The organism is Cobetia sp. L2A1 (assembly GCF_009796845.1).
GTDB lineage: Bacteria > Pseudomonadota > Gammaproteobacteria > Pseudomonadales > Halomonadaceae > Cobetia.
In genome coordinates this window covers 3,451,564-3,472,298 of the sequence record NZ_CP047025.1, presented here as the reverse complement: position 1 = coordinate 3,472,298, position 20,735 = coordinate 3,451,564, and the positions used below count along the sequence as shown (strand labels likewise).

Genomic DNA, 20,735 nt, shown 5'->3' with positions numbered 1-20,735 from the left:
GACAGCCGCGCCCCGGTGTCGGGGCGCGGCTGTCAGTACGCTGTCATGCTCACCTGCCAACAGGTATCAGACGTTGGCCTTGGTAATATGCGCCAGATAGAAGCCGTCGTGGCCATTGATCTGTGGCAGCATCTGACGACCAGCACCAGAGACGCGGCCCCAATCAGCGCGAATAGTTTCGGCCTTGGCATCCGGCGTACCCGCCAGGAAGCGGTCCATCACGCGAGCATTTTCTTGCGTGATGATGGAGCAGGTGCCATAGACCAGCGTGCCGCCTGGCTTGAGCATGCTCCACAGGTTGGCCAGCAGCTTGCCCTGCAGGCGCGCGAGATCACCGATGTCATTCGGACGACGCAGCAGCTTGATGTCGGGATGGCGGCGGATGACGCCACTGCCGGAGCAGGGGGCATCAAGCAGGATGACGTCGAAGGCCTCGCCGTCCCACCAATCGCGTTCGCAGGCATCAGCGCAGACGACACCAGCACCCAACTGCAGACGCTCAAGCGTTTCTTCTACACGCTCAAGGCGTTCGCCGTCGATATCAATGGCCGTCGCGTCCAGCGCGGGAAAGCGTTCCAGCATGTCAGCCAGCTTGCCACCGGGGGCGGTGCATGCGTCGAGTAAACGGACACCTTCGCCTTCGGGGTTGATGGCCGTCACTGCGGGTGCCAGTAGCTGGGCAGCGAGCTGAGCGGCTTCATCCTGCACGCTGACCAGACCTTCCTCAAAGCCTGGTAGTGCGCTGACATCGCAGGCAGCGGTCAGAGTGATACCGTGCTCGGCAAACGGGCAGGCGACAGCATCAATCTCGGCTTCTGCCAGCTGAGCGAGATAGTCCTCGCGGCTGATGGCAGCCACATTGACGCGTAGCGTCATCGGCGCCTGAGCATTATTGGCTTCGGCGATGGCCTGCCAGTCGTCCGGCCAGTTGCGCTGGAAGGTATCCATCAGCCACTGGGGATGAGACAGCGCGACGGCAGGATCTTTATCGACTTCAGCTTCAAGCTCCTCCTGCTCACGCTGGAAGCGACGCAGACAGGCGTTGAGCACGCCTGTCGCCCAGCCCTTGCCGAGACCACGCGCAGCCCCCGCGGTCTCACCGACGGCGGCATGCGGAGCGATACGCATGTAAAGCAGTTGGTACAGGCCCAGCAGCAGCAGGGCATGAATATCCTGATCCTGTGACTTGAAGGGCGACTTCAACAGCTGACCAGCCAGAGCATCCAGACGTGGCAGCTGGCGGCAGACACCGAAGCACAATGCCTTGTAGAGACCCTGGTCACGGCCAGCAACGCCAGACGGCAGGCTATCCATGTTCAGCGAGCTACGTGCGGCCAGTACCGGAGAGAGTGTGCGAGCCGCTGCGACCCGAACCGCGGCACCCGGAGAGGCCGGTGCATTGTCAGGCTGGCGGCGTGCACCACCATGCTTCTGACCGCCACCTTTGGGACGGGCGGGCGGCAGGGAGTTACGCTTCTTGCCGTTACCCTTGGCGGTCGGATTGTCTGACTGGCTCATGCGGAAGTCTCGGTATCAGGAGTGTGGCTGGCGCCGAGGACAAGTCCTTCGGGAAAGCGCGCAGCACGGGAGTTGAGAAGATCTTTGACGCTCAATGGCTTGGCACCGGGCAGCTGGGCACGAGTGATTTCCAGCACCTCATGGCCATCGCCGCAGGCAATGCGCAGGCAGTCATTGCTCGGGGCCAGGAGCGTGCCTGGCGTGACAGCGATATCAAGGCGCTGCTCGCTGGTGCGTGACATCCACAGGCGCAATGGTTCGCCCTCAAGGCGCGTCCAGGCGACCGGCCAAGGATTGAAGGCACGAATGCGTGCATCCTGTTCAGATGCCGGGCACGTGAAGTCTAGCTCGGCTTCGGCCTTGGAGAGCTTGGCGGCGTAGGTGACGCCTTCCTCGGGCTGTGGTGTCGTTGGCAGATCACCCTCGGCAATCGCATTGAGTGCCGTGACGATCGCTTCACCCCCTTGGGCAGCGAGTGCGTCGTGCAGCTCGCCACCCGTGGTACTAGCGGTGATGGATGTACGGCGAATCAACAGCATGCCACCTGTGTCGAGACCTGCATCCATCTGCATGATGGTAACGCCAGAGGCATTGTCACCCGCCTCGATGGCGCGCTGAATCGGTGCAGCACCCCGCCAGCGTGGCAGCAGTGAAGCATGGATGTTCAGACAGCCGAGACGCGGAATGTCGAGCACTGCCTGCGGCAGAATCAGTCCGTAGGCCACGACCACCATGATATCGACGTTGAGATCGCGCAGAACCTGGCGGTCGGCGTCGTCCTTGAAGTTCAGCGGCTGATGCACGGGGATGGCATGCTCAAGCGCCAGCTGCTTGACGGGGCCGGGGGTCAGCTTGCGTCCACGGCCAGAGGGGCGATCCGGCTGAGTGTGGACGCTGATGATGTGATGCTGACTGCCTAGCAGGGCGGTCAGGCACTCGGCAGCAAAATCGGGGGTGCCGGCAAAGGCAATACGCAGGGCTTTCGACATGCAAGAACTCTCGTATGGGGAACGCGGATGATACCGGGTTCAAGGTGCTGGCGGAGCAGGAAGGGCATGCTCGTAATAACGTATCAGCAATAACGAGCACGGAGGCCGAGGGGGATCCCCCAGCCTCCGTGCGATATGTCTCCCCAGGGAGCAGGTCACTAATGACAACTCAATGCTGTCAGTTGCACCGACTCGATGAGATCAGTCTTCCTGTAGCTTATGACGTTTTTGCATCTTCTTCATCACTCGATCCCGCTTGAGCGGAGAGAGGTAGTCGACGAACAACGTGCCTTGCAGGTGGTCGTTCTCATGCTGGATACAGTGCGCCAGCAGACCATCGGCCTCAAGTTCGTAAGCGTCGCCGTTGCGGTCCTGTGCCTTGAGTCGTACCTTCAAGTAACGCGGAACTTCGGCATAATACTCAGGGATCGATAGGCAGCCTTCCTGCATCGGTTCCTTCTCGTCGCCGATAGGCGTGTATTCGGGGTTGATCAGCACCAGCGGCTGGGACTGATCTTCGCTGACGTCGATGACGATCAGACGGCGATGTTCGTCGACCTGTGAGGCGGCGAGGCCGATGCCTCTAGCGTCATACATGGTCTCGATCATGTCATCGATCAGGGTCTGCAGTTCAGCATCGATCGTCTCGATCGGTACTGCAACATTGCGCAGACGCTCATCGGGGAATTCAAGAATTTCGCGCTTGGCCATGACTGGTGTAATTACCGTTGTGCTGTCAGTAAGGATTTGACTGATATTGTAGTGTGCACAAGCGAGGAACGGAACCGATGGCCGTCAATGCTGCTACTATCGCGGCAATAGTCAAGATTGATCTCGCGTGCTGTCAGGGGTCGTGGCGCGCGAAGCAGACGGATTTTCACGGTACGGATTTCAGAAAAAAGATCACCACCACCGACAGTGATGGGTGGCAATAACGCAAGGGACGCATGAATGGGCATGAAACGACTGGTCGGCAATGCCGTGTTCACGGCACTCCTCGGTATGACGACGCTGGGGGCAAGCGCAGGGATGTCGCAGGCACAGGCGGCAACAGTGCGTGACAATGTACCCTCTACCTACGTGGTAGTCAGCGGTGACACTCTCTGGGATATTTCTGGCCGCTTTTTACGTGAACCCTGGTTGTGGCCGGAAGTCTGGCGTGCCAATCCGCAGATCAAGAATCCACATCTGATCTATCCGGGCGACCGGATATCCCTTTACTACGAGAATGGTGAGCCACGTCTGCGTCTGGAGCGTGGCCAAGGTGGCGTCGTGAAGCTATCGCCGTCGATTCGCAAGATCCCCAAGCGTGAGGCTGTGCCACCCATCCCGCTGGAAAAGATCTCGGCATTCCTGACAGACCATCGCGTCGTAAAGCCTGAAGAGATCGAAGGCGTACCTTATATCGTGGCGGGTGATGATACCCGTCTGATCAGTGGTGCCGGCGATACCATCTATGCGCGCGGCCAATGGGGGAGCTACGACACCTACAGCGTCTACCGCAAAGGCGATCGTTATGTGGACCCCGACACTCAAGAGTTCCTGGGACTGGAAATGGTCAGTATCGGTGACGTCAAGCTTGAGCGTCAGGAGGGTGATATCGGCGTGATGCGCGTGCTGTCTTCCAACCGCGAGATTCTCAATGGTGATCTACTGTTGCCCGCCGATGGTGGCGCCATTACCACCAGCTTCCAACCGCAACCGCCCGCAGAAGATACCGGCGGTATCATCCTCGCGGCGCCTGATGGCCTGCGCAACATTGGCCGCAATGACATCGTGGCGCTCAATCGTGGTAGTCGAGAAGGTATCGAGCCTGGATATGTGTTCGGTGTAGAGCGTCGTGGCGAGACGATTGAAGACCCGGTAACAGGGGAGAGCATCACCCTGCCGGGTGAAGAAGGTGGGCTTTTGATGGTGTTCCGCATCTACGAAAAGGTCAGTTATGCCTTGGTGATGCAGGCAGGGCGTCCACTCAGCGTCGGCGACAAGTTGCTGGAACCGAATGGCTGAGGCCAAGCCTGAAATAGTTGATGATGCAGCTGTGGCATGAATATCGGTCAAGGCTGCCAATGATCCGCTCGGGAGGTAATACGTGATGATCGATAGCAATGTCGAAAAGCGTATCCCCTCGCGAGCGGATTTTGCGTTTCTGGCGCGACTACCGGGTTTCGGTAGCCATACCGGTGCCAAGTTGAGAGAGCATGCAGACTGGCCACAGGGCTGGTTGGCTGCGTTACCTCCGCGCTTGTCGGCCTCACTGAGGCTTTGGTGCGAGCGACCAACGTCCTCGCCGTTATATCAGCAGGTCATGGCAGATCTCGAATGGCACTCGCCGGCTTATGGTTGCTATCTCCTGACGCCAGCAGACCCTGAATGGCCCGCGATGCTCGATACGTTGCCAGACCCGCCGCTGACGCTATGGGCATTGGGGCGATGTGAACTTCTCGAACTCCCACAGCTGGCCATTGTGGGTGCGCGCAAGGCGAGCCAGGCGGGGCTTGCACATGCCCATGAGTTTGCCGGTGAGCTGGTGAGACGAGGGTGGAGTGTGGCCAGTGGCCTTGCGTTGGGGATAGATGCCGCGGCTCATCAGGGTGCACTATCGGCAGCCGCGCGACTTTCCGATGACGATTTCCCAGCACGTCCCTCGACGCTCGCCGTGCTGGGCTGCGGTGTGGATGTGACCTACCCTGCACAGCACCATCATTTGCGCCAGCGCTTGCTTGATAGCGGCGGACTGTTGTTGTCAGAGCATCCGCCAGGTACCGGCGCACATGCACGTCATTTTCCGCGTCGTAATCGCCTGATTACTGGGTTGTCACACGGTGTGCTGGTGGTAGAGGCGACGTTGCGCAGTGGCTCGTTGGTCAGTGCGCGGCTGGCGATGGAGCAGAATCGTGAGGTGTTTGCACTGCCCGGGCGTATCGAGGATATCGCGTCAAGTGGATGTCTGGAGTTGATTCGGCAGGGTGCCACGTTAGTGCGCAATGTGGACGACATGCTGGCAGAGCTGAATCACCTCATGCCGGAGGCGGTCATGGCTGAAGGCTATTCTGTTGTCCCTCGCCAGAAGAGAAATCCGGTTTCGCGACAGCAGCCGCTGACGCATGCCATGACGCAGGAGTTGCCGTCACTGGCATCTCCTTCACTACCGGGTGTCAAGGAGGCATCACCCTTGTGCTTTTTGGGGGCAATACCGACCGCGCTCGATCAATTGGTAGAGCTCAGTGGAAGTCACGTGAGTGAGTTGAGCATGCAACTGCTGGAGCTGGAGCTTGAAGGGAAAGCGGTTCAGGCGCCCGGCGGCTGGAAGCGCATTTGAGCAAGTGACATTGGTTGAACAAGAACGCCCTGCAAGGACTTTGCAGGGCGTTCTTTTATTGGCCTGACATTGCTGTCGTTACTGACCTGTCGTTACTGACCTGTCGTTACTGACCTGTCGTTACTGACCTGTCGTTACTGACCTGTCGTTACTGACCTGTCGTTACGGTACCCGTCTCTGATTGCCAGACATTCAGGGCAGCATCGCGCATCGCGCGTTTCTCTGTCTCACTGATATCCCAGTTGCCCTGATAGATAACGCCCTCCCACTCACCATAAGTCGGATTGGGCAGCATGACGAAGCGACGGCCGAACTGGCTGGCGTGTTGCTCCACCTCGGCATTGCGTGCAGTACTGGTGTCCTGCTGGAAGGCCTGATCAAAGTCGCCCAGGTTATCGCCCATCAGAATCGCGATGTTGTGGTCTGCCGTCACGATGGCGCGACGTTCAGTCTTGTTGGAGCTCTCGGTGCGCGGCATCACATGCGCGTTATCTGCCTGCGGGAAGCCAAGCGCCGCAAGGTTGGCGATGGTCGCCTGCTTTCCCGCGGCCTTGCGATTGGTGATGTAATAGACATCGACGCCGCTGGCGCTGGCGTAGTTCAGGAAGTCCACCGCCCCCGGAGACGCTGTCGAGACGGCATCGTCCACCCAGTTTGCCCAGCTTTGGCTGTCATACGTACGGCCTTCGCGCAGTGCCCAGCCACCATAGCTGGTGGTGTTGAGCACGGTGTCGTCGACATCGACCACCACGGCCAGTGGCTTGTCGTGCTGAGTGCGACGGGCAAGCGCTATATTCAGGCGGTCGTGCGCGACGTTGAACGCCTGTAGCGACAGGGCGTGAAACTCGGCGCTGCGCTGTACCCACAAGGTGGCCAGCATGGCCTGATCACTGATCGGTGCCGCTTGAGACAGCGCGGATGGCGCCTCACTCATGCCGGGCCTGGGTGCGGACGGAGCTTCAGGTTGAGAGGTAGAGCTAGCACAACCTGCCATTGTCAGCAGCAGGGCAGCGGTAGTACTGAGCGTCATGTAACGGCGCATGGAATACGTCCTTGTTTATTCAGGAATAAGGGTGTGCTGATCGAAGCGTCGGAGTGCAGCATTATCCATCATGCCGTGACGAGAGTGTGACGATAAGTCGTGTCTGCATGACACATCGTTGCGTCGGTCTCATGCTGATGAGCATGCTAGAATTGCGGCCTGTTCGGGCGATGTACCTGTGACTCACTGTCGAGGTCAGCCCATTGTGTTGCCTGTCTCAAGGAGGCCTGTGCGGATCATGAATGCAAGTGCTGCCCCGTTCGATCTTATCGCTGTTGCAGATGCTGCGGACTGTGTGCGTCGCGGCGCAATCGTTGCGTATCCGACTGAGGCTGTCTGGGGGTTAGGGTGCGATCCTGACAATGGTGAAGCGCTGGCACGGTTGATTCAGCTCAAGTCTCGGGATGCCGCCAAGGGGTTGATCCTGATCGCTGGCGATATCGCCCAGCTCGAGCCGTGGCTTGTCGGTATCTCGACAACGCAACGTGAGCAGTTAGTGGCTAGTTGGCCGGGGCCTTTTACCTGGCTGGTGCCGGATAACGGTCGTGCCCATCCCTTGTTGCGTGGTGAGCATGTCAGTCTTGCGGTGCGGGTCAGTGATCATCCATTGGTACAGGCGCTGTGTGCTGCGTTTGATGGCCCACTTGTCTCCACTTCGGCCAATCGTGCAGGCGAAGCGCCAGCGATGAGCATCGATGAGATACGTGGCACCTTTGGTACCTCGTTGGTGGATGATGTGATTCTCGACGGCCCGCTGGGTGGTTATGTGCGGCCAAGCACCATTCGTGATCTTGCTACCGGTATGATATTGCGGGCCTGAGTGTCGCGTACGCCATGGCCTTGATGTAGATCATGTGCAAGTAAAGCGCCGTCTGCCATCACCTCGAGGTGGCGGTATGCTGACAGTCTCTCGTCAGCGAGGAGACGGGCAGATGGCTCGCTGCTCTTTTTCATTTTTCATTTTTCGATTCACCGGAGGCACCGTGGCCCACGCCAATCTCGAAGACGTCAAGGTCTACCTGCTCGACCTGCAGGACCGCTTGTGTGATGCGCTGCAAGCCTGTGATGGCAAGGCAAGTTTCCGTGAAGACAGCTGGGAGCGAGCAGAGGGCGGCGGTGGTCGTTCGCGAGTCATGGAGAATGGTGATGTATTCGAGAAGGGCGGCGTCAACTTCTCACATGTCTTCGGCCTACAGTTACCGGCATCTGCCACGGCTGTTCGGCCCGAGTTGGCGGGCCGCAGCTTTCACGCGGTTGGCGTTAGCTGGGTATTACATCCGCATAATCCGCATGTGCCAACCAGCCACGGTAATGTGCGCTTTTTCATTGCCGAAAAAGAAGGTGAGGCACCGGTGTGGTGGTTCGGTGGGGGCTACGATCTGACGCCGTTCTATCCTGAATTCGAGGATGCACGTCACTGGCACCAGGCGGCCTTTGATGCCTGCATTGCCTTCGGAAGCGATGTCTATCCGCGTTACAAGACCTGGTGTGATGAGTACTTCTATCTCAAGCATCGTGATGAAACACGCGGCGTGGGTGGCTTGTTCTTCGATGATCTGAATGAATGGGGATTCGAGCGTTGCTTCGCCTTCCAGCAGTCCATAGGCAATAGCTTCCTGGAAGCGTATCTGCCGATCGTCGAACGCCGTCGTGAAACGGCTTACGGTGAGCGCGAGCGTAACTTCCAGCTGTATCGCCGTGGCCGCTATGTCGAGTTCAACCTGGTATGGGACCGTGGCACGCTATTTGGATTGCAAAGCGGCGGACGTACCGAGTCGATTCTGATGTCGATGCCGCCGGTCGTACACTGGGAATACGGCTATCAGCCGGAAGAAGGCAGTGCCGAGTCGGTGTTGTATCGCGACTTCCTGCATGCGCGTGATTGGCTGGGTGAAAGCGCCTGATGGTATCCGTTGTCCTGATATTTACCGTGTGACTGTCCCGGAGTCTTGATGTCTCGTTATGCTGTATTTGGCAATCCTATTGCCCACTCGAAATCTCCCTTGATTCATCGTGCCTTCGCTGAGCAGCTGGGAGACTCCTTGAGCTATGAGGCACGGCTGGCGCCGGCAGATGACTTTGCCGGTGGTTGGGCCGAGTTTGTCGCTGAAGGCGGGCTAGGTGCGAATGTCACCATGCCCTTCAAGGAGCAAGCGTATCGACTTGTCGACGTGCTGACACCGCGCGCTCAACGCTCTTGCGCCGTCAATACTCTGCTACTGGGTAAAAATGGTCAGGTCTACGGTGACACGACGGATGGAGTGGGCCTGGTGCGGGATCTAGAGCGCCTGACGGCGCCGCTCGCGGGTGCACGTATTCTGGTGCTGGGTGCAGGAGGCGCCGTGCGTGGCGTGCTGGAGCCCTTGTTGGCGAAGCAGCCTGCCGCACTGACCATCGCGAATCGCACGGCTTCAAAAGCTAGTGAGCTTGCCGCTGACTTTTCGGACCTGGCACTTGGGGATACACAGCTGTCAGGCGGAAGCTTTGAGGAGATTGAGGGTACGTTTGATCTAGTGATCAACGGAACCAGTGCATCGTTAGGCGGTGAGCTACCGCCATTGCCGGATGCGTTGTTTACCGCCCACGCGCTGGCGTACGACATGATGTATAGCGCAGAACCCACCGTCTTCATGCGCTGGGCTGCTGAACGCGGCGCACGTTCAGAGGATGGCTTGGGCATGCTGGTAGAGCAAGCAGCAGAATCCTACTTTCTGTGGCGCCACAAGCGGCCGGATACTGCGCCCGTTGCGCGGATGTTGCGTCAGTTGTTGACGGCTTGATGGAGAGATTCAGGCGATCTTGCGAGCACTTTCTCCATCGCTGCAGAGCTCTAGTCGATAGCCATGTTGATAAACGCTTCTCAGCTTGAGGCCATGACTACCATCAAATCCTAGTTTGCGGCGCAGGCGGCTGATATGGGTATCGACGGTGCGGGTAGAGATGTCACCGTTGATTCCCCATATCATCTCCAGCAAATAGGCGCGTGAAAATAGCTCTCCTATATGACGCAGCAAGAGTACGGCGAGCTGATACTCACGCTGTGTCAGATTGACCTGGACTCCTGCGCACCAGATGGTGTGCTCTTCCTGTTCTATTCGGTAGTGCTCGGGAATATCCTCCACCTCATTCAGTGCGTTGCTGGCAGTACTATTGGCCAGTCGTCGGCCAGTCGTCGGCCAAGCGCTGCCACTCGCGCCGTGAGTTCCTTCGGGTTGATGGGCTTGCTCAGGAAGTCATCAGCGCCATGCTCCAGTGCGTGCACGACGTCTTCTTCCCCCTGGCTTGCGGTGATGAACAGAATCAACCCCTGCCAGCCATGCTCGCGGCGCAATGTACGTGTCAGCTCCATGCCGCAGGCATCTGGCAGCTGCCAATCGATAATCAGCATGTCAAAATTCTGCTCGCGCAGGGCGCGCAATAACTGACTGGCACGCTCAAACCCTGCTAGCTCGTGACCCTGTGTCTGCAGGCAGAGCATTAGATAATCACGTTGATCTTGATCATCCTCCAGAATGCCGATGTGCATGCCGTCACCTCCCTGATGGATTCATGGCATAAGTCTACGCGTCTCTATCGTGATACGACGTCACAATGGTTCACGGTTGGCGTAAACGCGGCGGCTTATACTCATGACTGTCTATTATCGAGTGGAGTAAGTCGCATGCTTGAGTTTTCTGGGTATCTTCATGTCATTTCGCAACTTGCTCAGTGTCGGCGCTGGGTATCGTACGGTTTACTAAGTGCATTGCTGTTATCGCCTGTCGTCATGGCGCTTGAAGCACCGCAAGGTCCGGTCGTGTTGAGGGTTACCGGTAATATCGAGCACACCAATGCGGGCAATGAAGCGCACTTTGATCGTGAAATGCTGGCAGCACTGGAGCAGCGTGAAACTCTGACAATGACTCCCTGGCACGATGGCGAGATGCGTTTCAGTGGTCCGTTAGGGTCTGCTCTGATGGAGGCCGTGGGTGCGGAAAGCGGCACGATGCGTATCGTGGCGCTTAATGACTATGCCGCGAACGTGCCAGTACAGGATTTTTTTGATTATCCGGTCATCCTGGCAATGCAAATCGACGGTAAACGTTTACGGGTGCGTGACAATGGTCCCATCTTCATCATTTATCCCTTCAGCGAGCAGCCCGATCTACTCAATGAGCAAATCATGACTCGCTCTGTCTGGCAGGTGAAACGCATCGAAATCGACGATTAATTACTGTCTCAATCGCGTCTGGCAGGATGCCTACTCATGAATCCACTCCGATCGATGTATTTCAGAGCCGGCGTCGCGATTGCCGCGACGCTATTCTTTGTCTTGGTACTCGTGACAGGTGCATTGGTTTATCAGCACCAACAAACACTTGAGCACAAGCTGCGCGAAAACATGATATGGGGGATTTATCAGTACGATCGAGAAGTGCGCGAATTACGCCTGGTGATCGCTGAGGGGCGATTGTCACCTACCCCGGCCCCCTTGAGAGATGACAGTGAGCTTCTACTACGTCTCGATATCCTCTTCAGTCGTGTGCAGCTGCTGCAAAGTGGTGAGATGGGTCGCATGCTCAAGGCAATACCTGAGCTTCATGCACAGCTGATGGCGAGCCTGCCGCGAGTCGAGGCACTGGATAAAGATATCCTGGTACTGATTGATGGCGGTGGGCGTGATGAGCTGCTGTCGGAACAGTTACTGGCGCGCCTGACATCACTGCAAGGACTGACAGGTGAATTGTTGCTGGATATCAATGCAGAGGCTGCCATTCAGCGCTCCAATGAACGTAAGGAGCTACTGGAACTCTATACGCTGGCCTTGATATTGCTGTTGCTGCTGACACTGAGTGGTGCGGTACTCGTGGTAGCGCTTGTCGCGGAAACACGCGAGCGTGCTTCGAAAGCGAGAATGCTCGAAGAGCGTACGCGAGAGCTTGATGGCATGGTGCAACTGGCGCAGGCAGCCAGTCAGGCCAAGTCTGAGTTCATGGCCATCATGAGTCACGAGATTCGTACTCCACTCAATGGCATGGTGGGTGTGGCAGATCTGATTGGTGAGGAAATCACGTCTTCTCGCGGCAGAGCGTATATCGAGACATTGCGCCAGAGCGCAGCGAGCCTCCAGGTTGTCATTAACGACGTACTCGATTATTCGAAGATCGAGGCCGGCAATCTAGAGCTGGATCAGCGCTGTTTTTCGTTGCCGGACTTCCTTGATTCGCTCGTGGCGCACTATGCCCGCCAGTGCGATAGCACAGCATCTGAACACACCTGCATGTTCCTGGAAGAGCGTGCGGATGACCTGCCTACCTGGGTCGAGGGCGATATCAATCGTCTGCGTCAGGTGCTGACCAACCTGCTCAACAACGCGTTCAAATTCTGTCCTGAAGGCACTATTCGACTAGGCATCCGCTCCCATGGGAGTGATACCTTGCATTTCGAGGTGCAAGATAGTGGCTGTGGTATTGATCACGACCAGCTTGGGCACTTGTTTGCCCCCTTCACTCAGGTAGATACGTCCATGGCCCGTCGCCATGAAGGGACTGGTTTGGGATTGGCCATTTCCAGACGCTTGGTAGAGGCAATGGGTGGTGAGATTGGAGTGGAAAGTCATCGCGGATTGGGTAGTCGCTTCTGGTGCACTGTTACGCTTCCCGAGCTAGCTGCCTCGGATGCATGTCCTGAGCAGATGGCTGTAGATACGCCACTGCCACAGGCCCGAATCCTGGTGGTAGAAGATAATGAGATCAATCAATCACTGGCCCGTGCGATGCTCGAATTTCTGGGTCAACAGGTGACGGTCGTCGATAATGGTGAGCAGGCGCTGAAGTGGCTGTCCCGAGAAGGCTCAGCGGTGGATCTGATCTTCATGGACATGCAGATGCCAATACTGGATGGCCTGGAAACGACGCGTCGCTGGCGTCAAATCGAGGCCAGTCAAGCTGGACGAGTTCATCTCCCCATCATTTCCATGACCGCTAACGTGATGCAGGAAGATGCTCGGCGTTGCCTGGTAGCCGGTATGGATGCAGTACTGCATAAACCCTTTACGCGAAATGATCTGAGTCGAGTGCTCCGTTAGCATCTTGTCGTCTCTTCTGCGTCAGATGCCCCTTCTCATGCACCGCCCGATGCTGTGTTGACCGCTATCTGTGTATCGGCGGCAGGGGAGAATGTGGCGTTCGCTCAGCACGAGGCATATCCCTCTGATGATATACACGAAGCTAGGAATTCAGCCGGGGAGAGGGAGCTTTCTGAGCAAAAGTTACAGTCGCTTTTACAGATGGATACCTGTCGAGAATTGCTGGACACCCTAAATGCTGAGGCCTTTTCTCAACTGCTCAATAATTATCTCAAGCGCCTTGATCGCCGTGTGGAGCTGATGGCAACACTGCATGTTCAGAGTGACTACACCATGCTCAAGCGTGAGGCCCATTCACTGAAGGGGGCCTCGGCATCGCTTGGGTGCCTGGGACTGGCCAGTGCCGCGAAGATGCTGGAAAGTGCGTTGGCCAGTAGCGATGATGAGATGATTTGCCAGCAGTTACAGCAACTCGAAGCACTAGGGGATATGACACGTCATGCCCTCGTACAGAGGGGCTTTCTGCAGGTATGAGGGCCTTCAAGAGAGTGAGTGTGCGTGTCAAGTTGACGGTCTGGAGATCACTATATGAAAAAGGAGTAGTAATGATGAAGATGGGGGGAAGGATACATTGAAATATCATCGAAATACCCCGGCCTTGGCCGGGTCTTGTGTCATCTAGATATTGACATGACGTGTAGCTGCTTTCGGCGCTGCTAACTCACTCACGGCTATCGGTGGCTGATGATGCCAGGCATTAAAGGCCTCGACAGCAAGTGGCCGTGCGAATAAATAACCCTGTCCAATATTGCATTGAGTATCACGTAAATAGTCGCGCTGCTCTGATGTCTCGATACCTTCGCCAACGACGGCGAGATTAAGGCGCTGGCCTAGCTCTACAATCGTCCGTGTGATGGCTCTGGCTTCAGGATGACTGTCACTGCGCCCCACAAAGCATTGATCGATTTTCAGCTCGTCAAAGGGCAGGTTATAAAGCTGCATCATGGATGAAAACCCAGTGCCAAAATCGTCCAATGCCAGACGATAACCACGCTCGCGTATGGCATTGAGCAGATGGCGTGCGTAGGTGAGGCAGTCGATTCCGCAGCTTTCCGTCAGCTCCAGCGTGATGGAATGTGGGTCGATATCATGTTCACTGGCAAGTGCATCAAGATTTTTAAGCATGTCACGGGTGCGCAATAACTCAGGGGATAGGTTGAGTGCCAGGTTCAGATTTAACCCCTGCTTGCGCCATAGTGTCTGCTGACGGAAGCCTTGATCCAGTACCTGCCACGTCAGTTGATCGATACGATGACTACGCTCAGCGAGGGTAATGAACTGGTTGGGCATCACCATGCCCCGGAGCGGATGCTGCCAGCGTACGAGTGCTTCGGCCCCCGTCAGTTTTCCGCACCCGAGATCTATCTTTGGCTGATAGACCAGATGAAGTTGTTGTTGGGAAAGCGCGTCGTCCAATTCGCCGACAGTCAGCGGATTATGATGCAGTTTGAGATTATTGAGCATGGAGGCCAGATGCTTTAGATCGAAGGGTTTTCCGAGTTGTCCCAGCATGTTCAATCCGCCTCGACGTCCCCGATCAACCATCGTTCCCATCTCACTGGAATGACAGGCACTCATTAGAATGATACCGGCTTCCACATTACGTTCTCGTAGATAATTGAGTACATCATCGCCAGTAAAATCACCAAGCTCATAATCGACCAGAATGAGATCGGCTTCCAGACGGCCAGAGTTGCAGGCAATATCCTGTAATCCTTCACTCTCGGTACAACTATAACCGTGAGCGGAAAGTAATCCCGACAGTAATTCACGGAAGTCTGGGTCGTCGTCAATGATGAGGGCAAATCGAGTCATGCTGCAGTTCCTTTACAAGTGAACGCAATGTCTATGCCCGAGGGAGAGGATGGCCACAAAGCGTTAGGGCGTGCTAACAGACTAGCAATTTACTATTGGTCAGAGACGATATAGACACACTTGGCAACGAGTGTTTACATTTCCCATGAAGCAAAGAGGCGCCCTCGGGCGCCTCTTTGCTTCATGGAAGGGAGACTAGCGCAGTCGATTGCAGTTGGGTTTCTCGCCAGCGTTGCGTGCCTTCTCGTATATTGGCAGGGCTGTCGCCAGGCGCTCGTTTAGTGCCGCCATTCGCTGCTCATCACTCGGGTGTGTCGACATCCATACTGGTGGCTGGCCACCGCCAGAAGCACTCATGTTGGACCACAGTTTGACGCTGGCCCGCGGGTCAAAGCCGGCTTCGGCCATCAGATCGAGGCCTATCAGATCAGCCTCGGATTCATGTGAGCGTGAGAAGGGCTTGAGTACTCCGTATTCGGCCCCCATCCCCAGCAGGCCCATTAACTGGTCGCCTCCCGCACCCTCCAGGCCTGTCAGCGCCTGCGTCAATGAAAGCCCGGCAGAGGTCAGCGATTGCGTTGAGACACGTTCATTGGCATGCCGCGCCAGTACATGAGCAATCTCGTGTCCGATGACTGTAGCCAGTTGATCCTGATTCTCAGCGATATCCAGCAGTCCGGTATTGACACCGATGTGGCCACCCGGAAGTGCGAAGGCGTTGGCAGACTCATCCTTGAAGACCTTCACTTCCCACTGTGCGATGCCATAACTCGCAGGTACCTTGGCCGTCACGGCGTTGGCGACACAGCTGACATAGGCGTCTTCACTGCCCTCAACCACCGGCAGTTCTTCCTGATACTTGCTGAAGCTAGCCGCGCCCATCTTTTCCAGCTCCTGGTCGGAATAGAGCGTCAGCTGACTACGGCCCAGTGGAGAGCTTGCGCAGGCGCTTAGCGTGACAGCGGTCGCGATGGCGGCAAGTGGTAGCAAGCGACGTAACGGAAGGGTGGATGAAGGGAGCAATCCTGGCATGGTGATCTCCTGGGTAATGATGTCAATCGGCACTGCAGCAAAAGGAAAAAGTGCAAGAAAAGTGCAGACAGCATAACCGGACAGCTTCGCTTGTGCAGTTTTTCGGAATCATTGATTGCTGGGCTTACAGGGCGAAGTTGCCTGATTCGATCTATTGGCGTGGCATACTGAGAGATCATTTGCAGTGGTCTGCACTACGACCTAATCATTGTGTATCTGACAGGGAGTCATCATGTCGCCAGAGTTTGAATGTCGTCTCAATCAATTGCTTGATCGGTTGGAACCTCTGCTGCCGCCTACCGTGATCGACGTTGATTGGAATCGCGATATCGCCGCACTATGGACACGTCATCCATTGGGTGGGCGCCTTACCCCGATCGCGCCACGCGACGCACTCACGCTTGAAGATCTGCTCGGCATTGCCCGGCAGAAGCGTGAATTGATGGCGAATACGCGCGCCTTTCTGGCCGGCAAGCCCGCCAATCATGCGCTGCTATGGGGTGCGCGCGGTACCGGCAAGTCATCACTGGTGCGTGCCTTGCTCAATACTCTGGGTCATGAGGGATTACGCCTGATTCAGATTGATCGCCATGATCTGCCCGCGCTGCCGTCATTGGTGGCAGAGCTGGCGCATCAGCCGCATCGCTTTATCGTCTACTGCGATGATCTGTCTTTTGAGGGCAGTGATGATGCTTACAAGGCGCTCAAGAGTGTACTGGACGGCACGCTGACAGGGCCGCCGGAGAATGTGTTGCTCTACGCGACCTCCAATCGTCGCCATCTGCTGCCGGAGCAGATGAGCGACAACCATGACACGCACATCGTGGATGGCGAGCTACATCATGGTGATGCGGTGGAAGAGAAGATCTCGCTGTCGGACCGCTTCGGCCTGTGGCTGGCCTTCCATCCGTTCAATCAGGAGGCCTATCTCGAGACGTGTCAGCACTGGGTCGAATGGCGTCTGGGCGAGGGGAGCTTTGATGAGGCGGCCCGGGGCGAGGCATTGCGCTATTCCACTCAGCGTGGCGTACGTAGCGGACGCGCTGCCTGGCAATTTGCCAACATGTGGGCGGGGCAGAAGACGTTGGAAGTCTGAGTCACATCCATATTGATCTTTTTTTAGCCAAAAAACGCCGGCTCTGCAGTTATCTGCGGAGCCGGCGTTTTTGGTACTTCCAACCGCGTTACTGGTAAGCGTTCAGCAATGCCGCATCATCATCGACGCTGCTTGCGCTCCTTGCGTGCTTCCTTGGTGCGGGCCAGTGAACGTTCCTTGGCGCGCTCGCGATCATCGGTACCTCTGGCACCATCGAAGGGGTTGTCGCCGGAGCGGAACTCGAAGCGCATCGGCGTACCCTTGACCTTGAGTACCTTGCGGAAGGTGTTGATCAGGTAGCGCTTGTAGGCTTCCGGCAGCGAGTTGGTCTGGTTGCCGTGTACGATGATCAGCGGCGGGTTGGCACCGCCCTGGTGAGCCATGCGCAACTTGATACGACGGCCGTTGATCATCGGCGGCTGGTGCGCCTGGGTGGCGTCCTGCAGCAGAGTGGTCAGACGCTTGGTCGACCAGCGGGCAATCGCACTATCGAAGGCGCGATCAATAGACGGATAAATATCGCCTACCGCGGTGCCGTGAAGCGCCGAGATGAAGTGCAGATCTGCATAGTCGGTGAAGCCCAGACGACGCTTGATCTCGGAACGCATCTTCTCCTTGGCTTCGCTCTCCAGGCCATCCCACTTGTTGACGACCAGTACCAGCGCACGACCGCTGGTCAGCACGAAGTCCAGCAGGTGAAGGTCTTGTTCGACCAGACCCTGGCTGCCATCGAGCACCATCACGGCGACGTTACATTTCTTGATCGCTTCCAGTGTCTTGATGATGGAGAACTTTTCCACCATCTCGCTCACGTTCTTGCGACGACGAATACCCGCGGTATCGACCAGTAGATACGGCTTCCCACGACGCTCGAAGGGAATTTCGACAGCATCCGTCGTCGTGCCTGCCTGGTCAAAGACGACAACGCGCTCTTCACCCAGCAGACGGTTGACTAGCGTCGACTTGCCGACATTCGGGCGGCCGATGATACCGATGCGTACGCCACGGTCATCAAGCTCCGGGTGCTGATCTTCGTCTTCACCTTCCTCGACTTCCGGATACGGTGCGAGCACCTCCTCCAGAAGTACGGTGACGTTACGGCCATGTTCGGCAGCGATGGCGCGCGGGTCGCCAAGGCCGAGACCCCAGAAATCAGCCTTGCCGATTTCTTCGTCCATGCCATCCGTCTTGTTCACGACCAACCAGGTTTTCTTCTGGTTGACGCGTAGATGGTTAGCAATGGCTTCATCGGCCATGTTGAGACCAGAGCGGGCATCCACCATGAACAGCACGATGTCGGCTTCATCGATGGCAGCCAGAGACTGGCCAGCCATCATCAGGTCGAGGCCTTCTTCATCACCACTGATACCACCGGTATCGATGACAGTGTAAGGCTTGCCGCCGACCTTGCCGGTACCGTACTTGCGGTCACGGGTCAGGCCGGGGAAGTCGGCCACCAGGGCATCACGGGTTTTGGTCAGGCGATTGAATAGCGTCGACTTGCCGACATTCGGTCGGCCAACCAGGGCGATCACGGGGTTCATGAAATCTCACAGCATTCGCAGGGATAGCATCGATGCCGGCCCCGGACGGTCTGCTTCGAACCATGATGGCCGGAAAGCACCTTGTACAGGCAGGGCGATAGCGATGATATCGGACATGGGGCACTGGACGCCGCCGTTGGCCTGCAGCCGTAGACGCGTTCATCCAGTATGGTCCGCAGGCGGGCAGTTACCACTGCCTGCGGAAAAATCTTGTGGCTGAATCGATAGCCATATCATGCCGGTTGCCTCGTAAAGCATTCGGCTGACAATCGCACTCGATCTGCGGGGGCAGTATTCTAGCATTGCCTGAGGGGCGCTACCAATGGCGTATGCCAGCATTGATACGACAACGACAGCCCTTGGGCTGCCGTTGTCGTATCAGCGTTCATGCACATGGCGCTGGATGGCTCAGGGAGTCTCGAGATCCAGTGCCGTCAGCTCACCGTCATTGGTGTAGATGTAGATACGCTTGCCATCGGTGAGCGGGGTGATGCTGATGCCGTCACCGCCGCCGTCATAGCGACCGACAATCTCGCCGCTCTGGGCATCAAGTAGATGCACATAGCCGTCATAATCACCCACGACCAGCTTGCCATCGACAAAGGCCGGAGAGGTCAGCCAGCGGCCTTCCAGATCTTCCGACTTCCACAGCACATTACCGGTATTGGCATCCATCGCCAGCACATGGCTGGCATTATCGATGCTGAACAGGTAATCACCGACCACGATGGGCGTCAGGTAGCTGGAGGACTTCTTGTCCCACAGTGGCTCGCCGTTACGGGCGTCGAGTGCGATCAGACGACCATTGTAGCTGGTGACATAGAGGCGACCATCCTGGGTCAATACCGGCTGACCATCAAGATCGACCAACTGGTCCACTTCGGTACGTCCGGCAGGTACCGCGACGCGCAGGTCCCAAAGTTCCTGGCCCGAACGGTTATCCAGTGTAACCAGCTTGCCATTGGCGAAGCCCGCGAAGGTGACAGGCTTGATGACGCGAGGTGCACCGGTACCACGCAAGGTCAATGCTGGAATCGTGGCGGTGTAAGCCCACTGCTCTTCACCGGTGAAACGGTCGAGCGCCGTGACGGTACCATCGACGCTCTGCACGACGACCAACTCGTCGTTGTACTGCGGCGCAGCCAGCACCTCACTGGAGACACGTGTGCTCCATTCGATGCTGCCGTCTTCCTGATTGATCGCGCTGACCTTGCCATCACGGGTACCGACATAGAGGCGTGACGCATCAGCATTCAGAGCACTGGTGATGCCAGAGGTCAGCGTGACCTGCCAGACATCATCACCGTTCTTGGCATCAAGTGCTTCAAGTTCACCTTCCTCGGCCGCCACGAACAGGCGGTCGTTGGCGATGATCGGAGCCAATGGATAGTGGGCGCGCCCAAGACCGTTGCCGACCGATTCGCTCCATGCGGAATCCAGGGAGACCTTGCTATCAAAGTCGGCTAGGTCCTTGGGGGCATATTCCGGCTGTGCGCTGCTGGCACACCCTGCCAGCAGGCTGGCGGCCAACAGTGAGGCCGGCAGTGCCAAACGGCTCAATCGTAAATGGGAACTCAGACTCATGAGGAAGACTCCGCTGCCAGATCGGCGAGTTTCAGATCAAGGCCGTAGATCGGCTGACCGCTTTGCTGGGAGAGATTACTGGCTTCTCGGTAGGCCATGATCGCCTCATCACGCTTGTCCAGCGCGACCAAGGCATCTCCTCGTACTGCTGCGGCTTGTGCGGCTAGAGCGGCAGGCGGACTCTTGATCAGACTCAGTGCCTTGTCGCTGTCGCCACGCTCGACTTCGATGCGCGCCAGACGCAGGCTCGCCAGTCCTTGCAGGTAACTGTCATCGCTATTGTCGAGCACGCTTTGCAGCGCCTTGGCTGCCGCGTCCAGATCCTCAGCCTTCACCGACATGCTGGCATCCAGCAGGTGCGCCATCTGGGTGTAGAGGCTATCGCCATGGTTGCTTTCCAGCTCACCAATCAACGTGCGTGCCTGTTGAGTGCCGGCCTCATCCAGTTTGGGCTGGCTGACCAGACTCACCAGCTGTTGATAGCGCAGGGAGGCCGCTTCGGACTGGCTGGCATCATAGTTCTGCCACGCCTTGAAGGCAAAGACACCGGCACCGGCCAGCACGACACCGGCAATCAATGACTTACCGTTCTCGCCCCACCAGCGCTTGATGGCATCAAGCTGTTCTTCTTCGCTTCTGAGCTCTTCCGCCACGGGCGGTCTCCTT

20 protein-coding genes are annotated in these 20,735 nt (G+C 57.1%); 9 read left to right on the top strand and 11 right to left on the bottom strand.

The window, feature by feature from the left end:
• Positions 1–66: 66 nt before the first annotated feature.
• The 3 genes from rsmB to def form a co-directional block, all read right to left on the bottom strand.
• Positions 67–1,518, bottom strand: a complete 1,452-nt coding sequence (gene rsmB / locus GQR90_RS14760) for a 16S rRNA (cytosine(967)-C(5))-methyltransferase RsmB (protein WP_158774769.1) — start codon at positions 1,516–1,518, stop codon at positions 67–69.
• A complete protein-coding gene (fmt, locus tag GQR90_RS14755) occupies positions 1,515–2,507 on the bottom strand; it encodes a methionyl-tRNA formyltransferase (RefSeq protein ID WP_158774768.1) in 993 nt (330 codons plus the stop codon). Before fmt ends, rsmB begins: the two co-directional genes overlap by 4 nt.
• 201 nt (positions 2,508–2,708) lie before the next feature.
• The gene (gene def, locus GQR90_RS14750) at positions 2,709–3,218 is read right to left on the bottom strand and encodes a peptide deformylase (protein WP_158774767.1); all 510 of its coding nucleotides are present in this window, start codon (positions 3,216–3,218) and stop codon (positions 2,709–2,711) included.
• Between the two features lie 246 nt (positions 3,219–3,464).
• Between def and GQR90_RS14745 the strand changes: the two genes are divergently transcribed.
• Both GQR90_RS14745 and dprA read left to right on the top strand, forming a co-directional pair.
• Positions 3,465–4,517, top strand: coding sequence for a LysM peptidoglycan-binding domain-containing protein (locus tag GQR90_RS14745; protein WP_199269437.1), 1,053 nt, complete (start codon positions 3,465–3,467; stop codon positions 4,515–4,517).
• Between the two features lie 85 nt (positions 4,518–4,602).
• The gene (gene dprA / locus GQR90_RS14740; protein ID WP_158774766.1) at positions 4,603–5,829 is read left to right on the top strand and encodes a DNA-processing protein DprA; all 1,227 of its coding nucleotides are present in this window, start codon (positions 4,603–4,605) and stop codon (positions 5,827–5,829) included.
• A 148-nt stretch (positions 5,830–5,977) separates the two neighbouring features.
• On the opposite strand, the gene GQR90_RS14735 is transcribed toward dprA, so the two are convergent.
• On the bottom strand, positions 5,978–6,871 hold the full coding sequence (locus tag GQR90_RS14735; RefSeq protein ID WP_158774765.1) for a 5'-nucleotidase, lipoprotein e(P4) family: 894 nt from the start codon (positions 6,869–6,871) through the stop codon (positions 5,978–5,980).
• 238 nt (positions 6,872–7,109) lie between these two features.
• Here GQR90_RS14735 and GQR90_RS14730 point away from each other — a divergent pair, with 238 nt between their 5' ends.
• The 3 genes from GQR90_RS14730 to aroE all read left to right on the top strand — a co-directional run bounded on the left by GQR90_RS14730 (position 7,110) and on the right by aroE (position 9,651).
• On the top strand, positions 7,110–7,691 hold the full coding sequence (locus GQR90_RS14730; protein ID WP_158774764.1) for an L-threonylcarbamoyladenylate synthase: 582 nt from the start codon (positions 7,110–7,112) through the stop codon (positions 7,689–7,691).
• Positions 7,692–7,854: 163 nt separating this feature from the next.
• The gene (hemF, locus tag GQR90_RS14725; RefSeq protein ID WP_158774763.1) at positions 7,855–8,775 is read left to right on the top strand and encodes an oxygen-dependent coproporphyrinogen oxidase; all 921 of its coding nucleotides are present in this window, start codon (positions 7,855–7,857) and stop codon (positions 8,773–8,775) included.
• A gap of 45 nt (positions 8,776–8,820) precedes the next feature.
• Entirely contained in the window at positions 8,821–9,651 is an 831-nt protein-coding gene (gene aroE / locus GQR90_RS14720) for a shikimate dehydrogenase (RefSeq protein ID WP_158774762.1), read from the top strand.
• Positions 9,652–9,660: 9 nt separating this feature from the next.
• On the opposite strand, the gene GQR90_RS17685 is transcribed toward aroE, so the two are convergent.
• Both GQR90_RS17685 and GQR90_RS17680 read right to left on the bottom strand, forming a co-directional pair.
• Entirely contained in the window at positions 9,661–9,993 is a 333-nt protein-coding gene (locus GQR90_RS17685) for a winged helix-turn-helix domain-containing protein (protein WP_233266338.1), read from the bottom strand.
• A 5-nt stretch (positions 9,994–9,998) separates the two neighbouring features.
• The gene (locus GQR90_RS17680) at positions 9,999–10,397 is read right to left on the bottom strand and encodes a response regulator (protein WP_158774761.1); all 399 of its coding nucleotides are present in this window, start codon (positions 10,395–10,397) and stop codon (positions 9,999–10,001) included.
• Positions 10,398–10,532: 135 nt separating this feature from the next.
• Here GQR90_RS17680 and GQR90_RS14705 point away from each other — a divergent pair, with 135 nt between their 5' ends.
• From GQR90_RS14705 to GQR90_RS14695, 3 genes are all read left to right on the top strand, one after another.
• Positions 10,533–11,081 carry a hypothetical protein gene (locus tag GQR90_RS14705; protein ID WP_233266337.1) on the top strand — a complete coding sequence of 183 codons (549 nt, stop codon included), beginning with the start codon at positions 10,533–10,535 and terminating at the stop codon, positions 11,079–11,081.
• A 36-nt stretch (positions 11,082–11,117) separates the two neighbouring features.
• Positions 11,118–12,938 carry an ATP-binding protein gene (locus GQR90_RS14700; protein WP_158774760.1) on the top strand — a complete coding sequence of 607 codons (1,821 nt, stop codon included), beginning with the start codon at positions 11,118–11,120 and terminating at the stop codon, positions 12,936–12,938.
• A gap of 219 nt (positions 12,939–13,157) precedes the next feature.
• A complete protein-coding gene (locus GQR90_RS14695; RefSeq protein WP_158774759.1) occupies positions 13,158–13,472 on the top strand; it encodes an Hpt domain-containing protein in 315 nt (104 codons plus the stop codon).
• 144 nt (positions 13,473–13,616) lie between these two features.
• Here GQR90_RS14695 and GQR90_RS14690 read toward each other — a convergent pair whose 3' ends face one another.
• Positions 13,617–14,813, bottom strand: a complete 1,197-nt coding sequence (locus GQR90_RS14690) for an EAL domain-containing response regulator (protein WP_158774758.1) — start codon at positions 14,811–14,813, stop codon at positions 13,617–13,619.
• Between the two features lie 195 nt (positions 14,814–15,008).
• The gene (locus GQR90_RS14685; RefSeq protein WP_158774757.1) at positions 15,009–15,845 is read right to left on the bottom strand and encodes a M48 family metallopeptidase; all 837 of its coding nucleotides are present in this window, start codon (positions 15,843–15,845) and stop codon (positions 15,009–15,011) included.
• A gap of 232 nt (positions 15,846–16,077) precedes the next feature.
• Here GQR90_RS14685 and GQR90_RS14680 point away from each other — a divergent pair, with 232 nt between their 5' ends.
• Positions 16,078–16,941, top strand: a complete 864-nt coding sequence (locus GQR90_RS14680) for an ATP-binding protein (protein WP_158774756.1) — start codon at positions 16,078–16,080, stop codon at positions 16,939–16,941.
• A 119-nt stretch (positions 16,942–17,060) separates the two neighbouring features.
• On the opposite strand, the gene der is transcribed toward GQR90_RS14680, so the two are convergent.
• The 3 genes from der to GQR90_RS14665 form a co-directional block, all read right to left on the bottom strand.
• The gene (gene der, locus GQR90_RS14675) at positions 17,061–18,485 is read right to left on the bottom strand and encodes a ribosome biogenesis GTPase Der (protein ID WP_024952386.1); all 1,425 of its coding nucleotides are present in this window, start codon (positions 18,483–18,485) and stop codon (positions 17,061–17,063) included.
• A 408-nt stretch (positions 18,486–18,893) separates the two neighbouring features.
• Positions 18,894–20,069 (bottom strand): outer membrane protein assembly factor BamB, encoded by a 1,176-nt coding sequence (bamB, locus tag GQR90_RS14670; protein WP_158774755.1) that lies wholly within the window; start codon positions 20,067–20,069, stop codon positions 18,894–18,896.
• On the bottom strand, positions 20,066–20,722 hold the full coding sequence (locus tag GQR90_RS14665; protein ID WP_158774754.1) for a YfgM family protein: 657 nt from the start codon (positions 20,720–20,722) through the stop codon (positions 20,066–20,068). Before GQR90_RS14665 ends, bamB begins: the two co-directional genes overlap by 4 nt.
• Between the last annotated feature and the right edge of the window lie 13 nt (positions 20,723–20,735).

Coding starts and splice junctions, on each gene's coding strand:
- rsmB (WP_158774769.1), bottom strand. CDS start 1,518: ATGAGCCAGTCAGACAATCCGACCGCCAAGGGTAACGGCAAGAAGCGT.
- fmt (WP_158774768.1), bottom strand. CDS start 2,507: ATGTCGAAAGCCCTGCGTATTGCCTTTGCCGGCACCCCCGATTTTGCT.
- def (WP_158774767.1), bottom strand. CDS start 3,218: ATGGCCAAGCGCGAAATTCTTGAATTCCCCGATGAGCGTCTGCGCAAT.
- GQR90_RS14745 (WP_199269437.1), top strand. CDS start 3,465: ATGAAACGACTGGTCGGCAATGCCGTGTTCACGGCACTCCTCGGTATG.
- dprA (WP_158774766.1), top strand. CDS start 4,603: ATGATCGATAGCAATGTCGAAAAGCGTATCCCCTCGCGAGCGGATTTT.
- GQR90_RS14735 (WP_158774765.1), bottom strand. CDS start 6,871: ATGCGCCGTTACATGACGCTCAGTACTACCGCTGCCCTGCTGCTGACA.
- GQR90_RS14730 (WP_158774764.1), top strand. CDS start 7,110: ATGAATGCAAGTGCTGCCCCGTTCGATCTTATCGCTGTTGCAGATGCT.
- GQR90_RS17680 (WP_158774761.1), bottom strand. CDS start 10,397: ATGCACATCGGCATTCTGGAGGATGATCAAGATCAACGTGATTATCTA.
- GQR90_RS14705 (WP_233266337.1), top strand. CDS start 10,533: ATGCTTGAGTTTTCTGGGTATCTTCATGTCATTTCGCAACTTGCTCAG.
- GQR90_RS14700 (WP_158774760.1), top strand. CDS start 11,118: ATGAATCCACTCCGATCGATGTATTTCAGAGCCGGCGTCGCGATTGCC.
- GQR90_RS14690 (WP_158774758.1), bottom strand. CDS start 14,813: ATGACTCGATTTGCCCTCATCATTGACGACGACCCAGACTTCCGTGAA.
- GQR90_RS14685 (WP_158774757.1), bottom strand. CDS start 15,845: ATGCCAGGATTGCTCCCTTCATCCACCCTTCCGTTACGTCGCTTGCTA.
- GQR90_RS14680 (WP_158774756.1), top strand. CDS start 16,078: ATGTCGCCAGAGTTTGAATGTCGTCTCAATCAATTGCTTGATCGGTTG.
- der (WP_024952386.1), bottom strand. CDS start 18,485: ATGAACCCCGTGATCGCCCTGGTTGGCCGACCGAATGTCGGCAAGTCG.
- bamB (WP_158774755.1), bottom strand. CDS start 20,069: ATGAGTCTGAGTTCCCATTTACGATTGAGCCGTTTGGCACTGCCGGCC.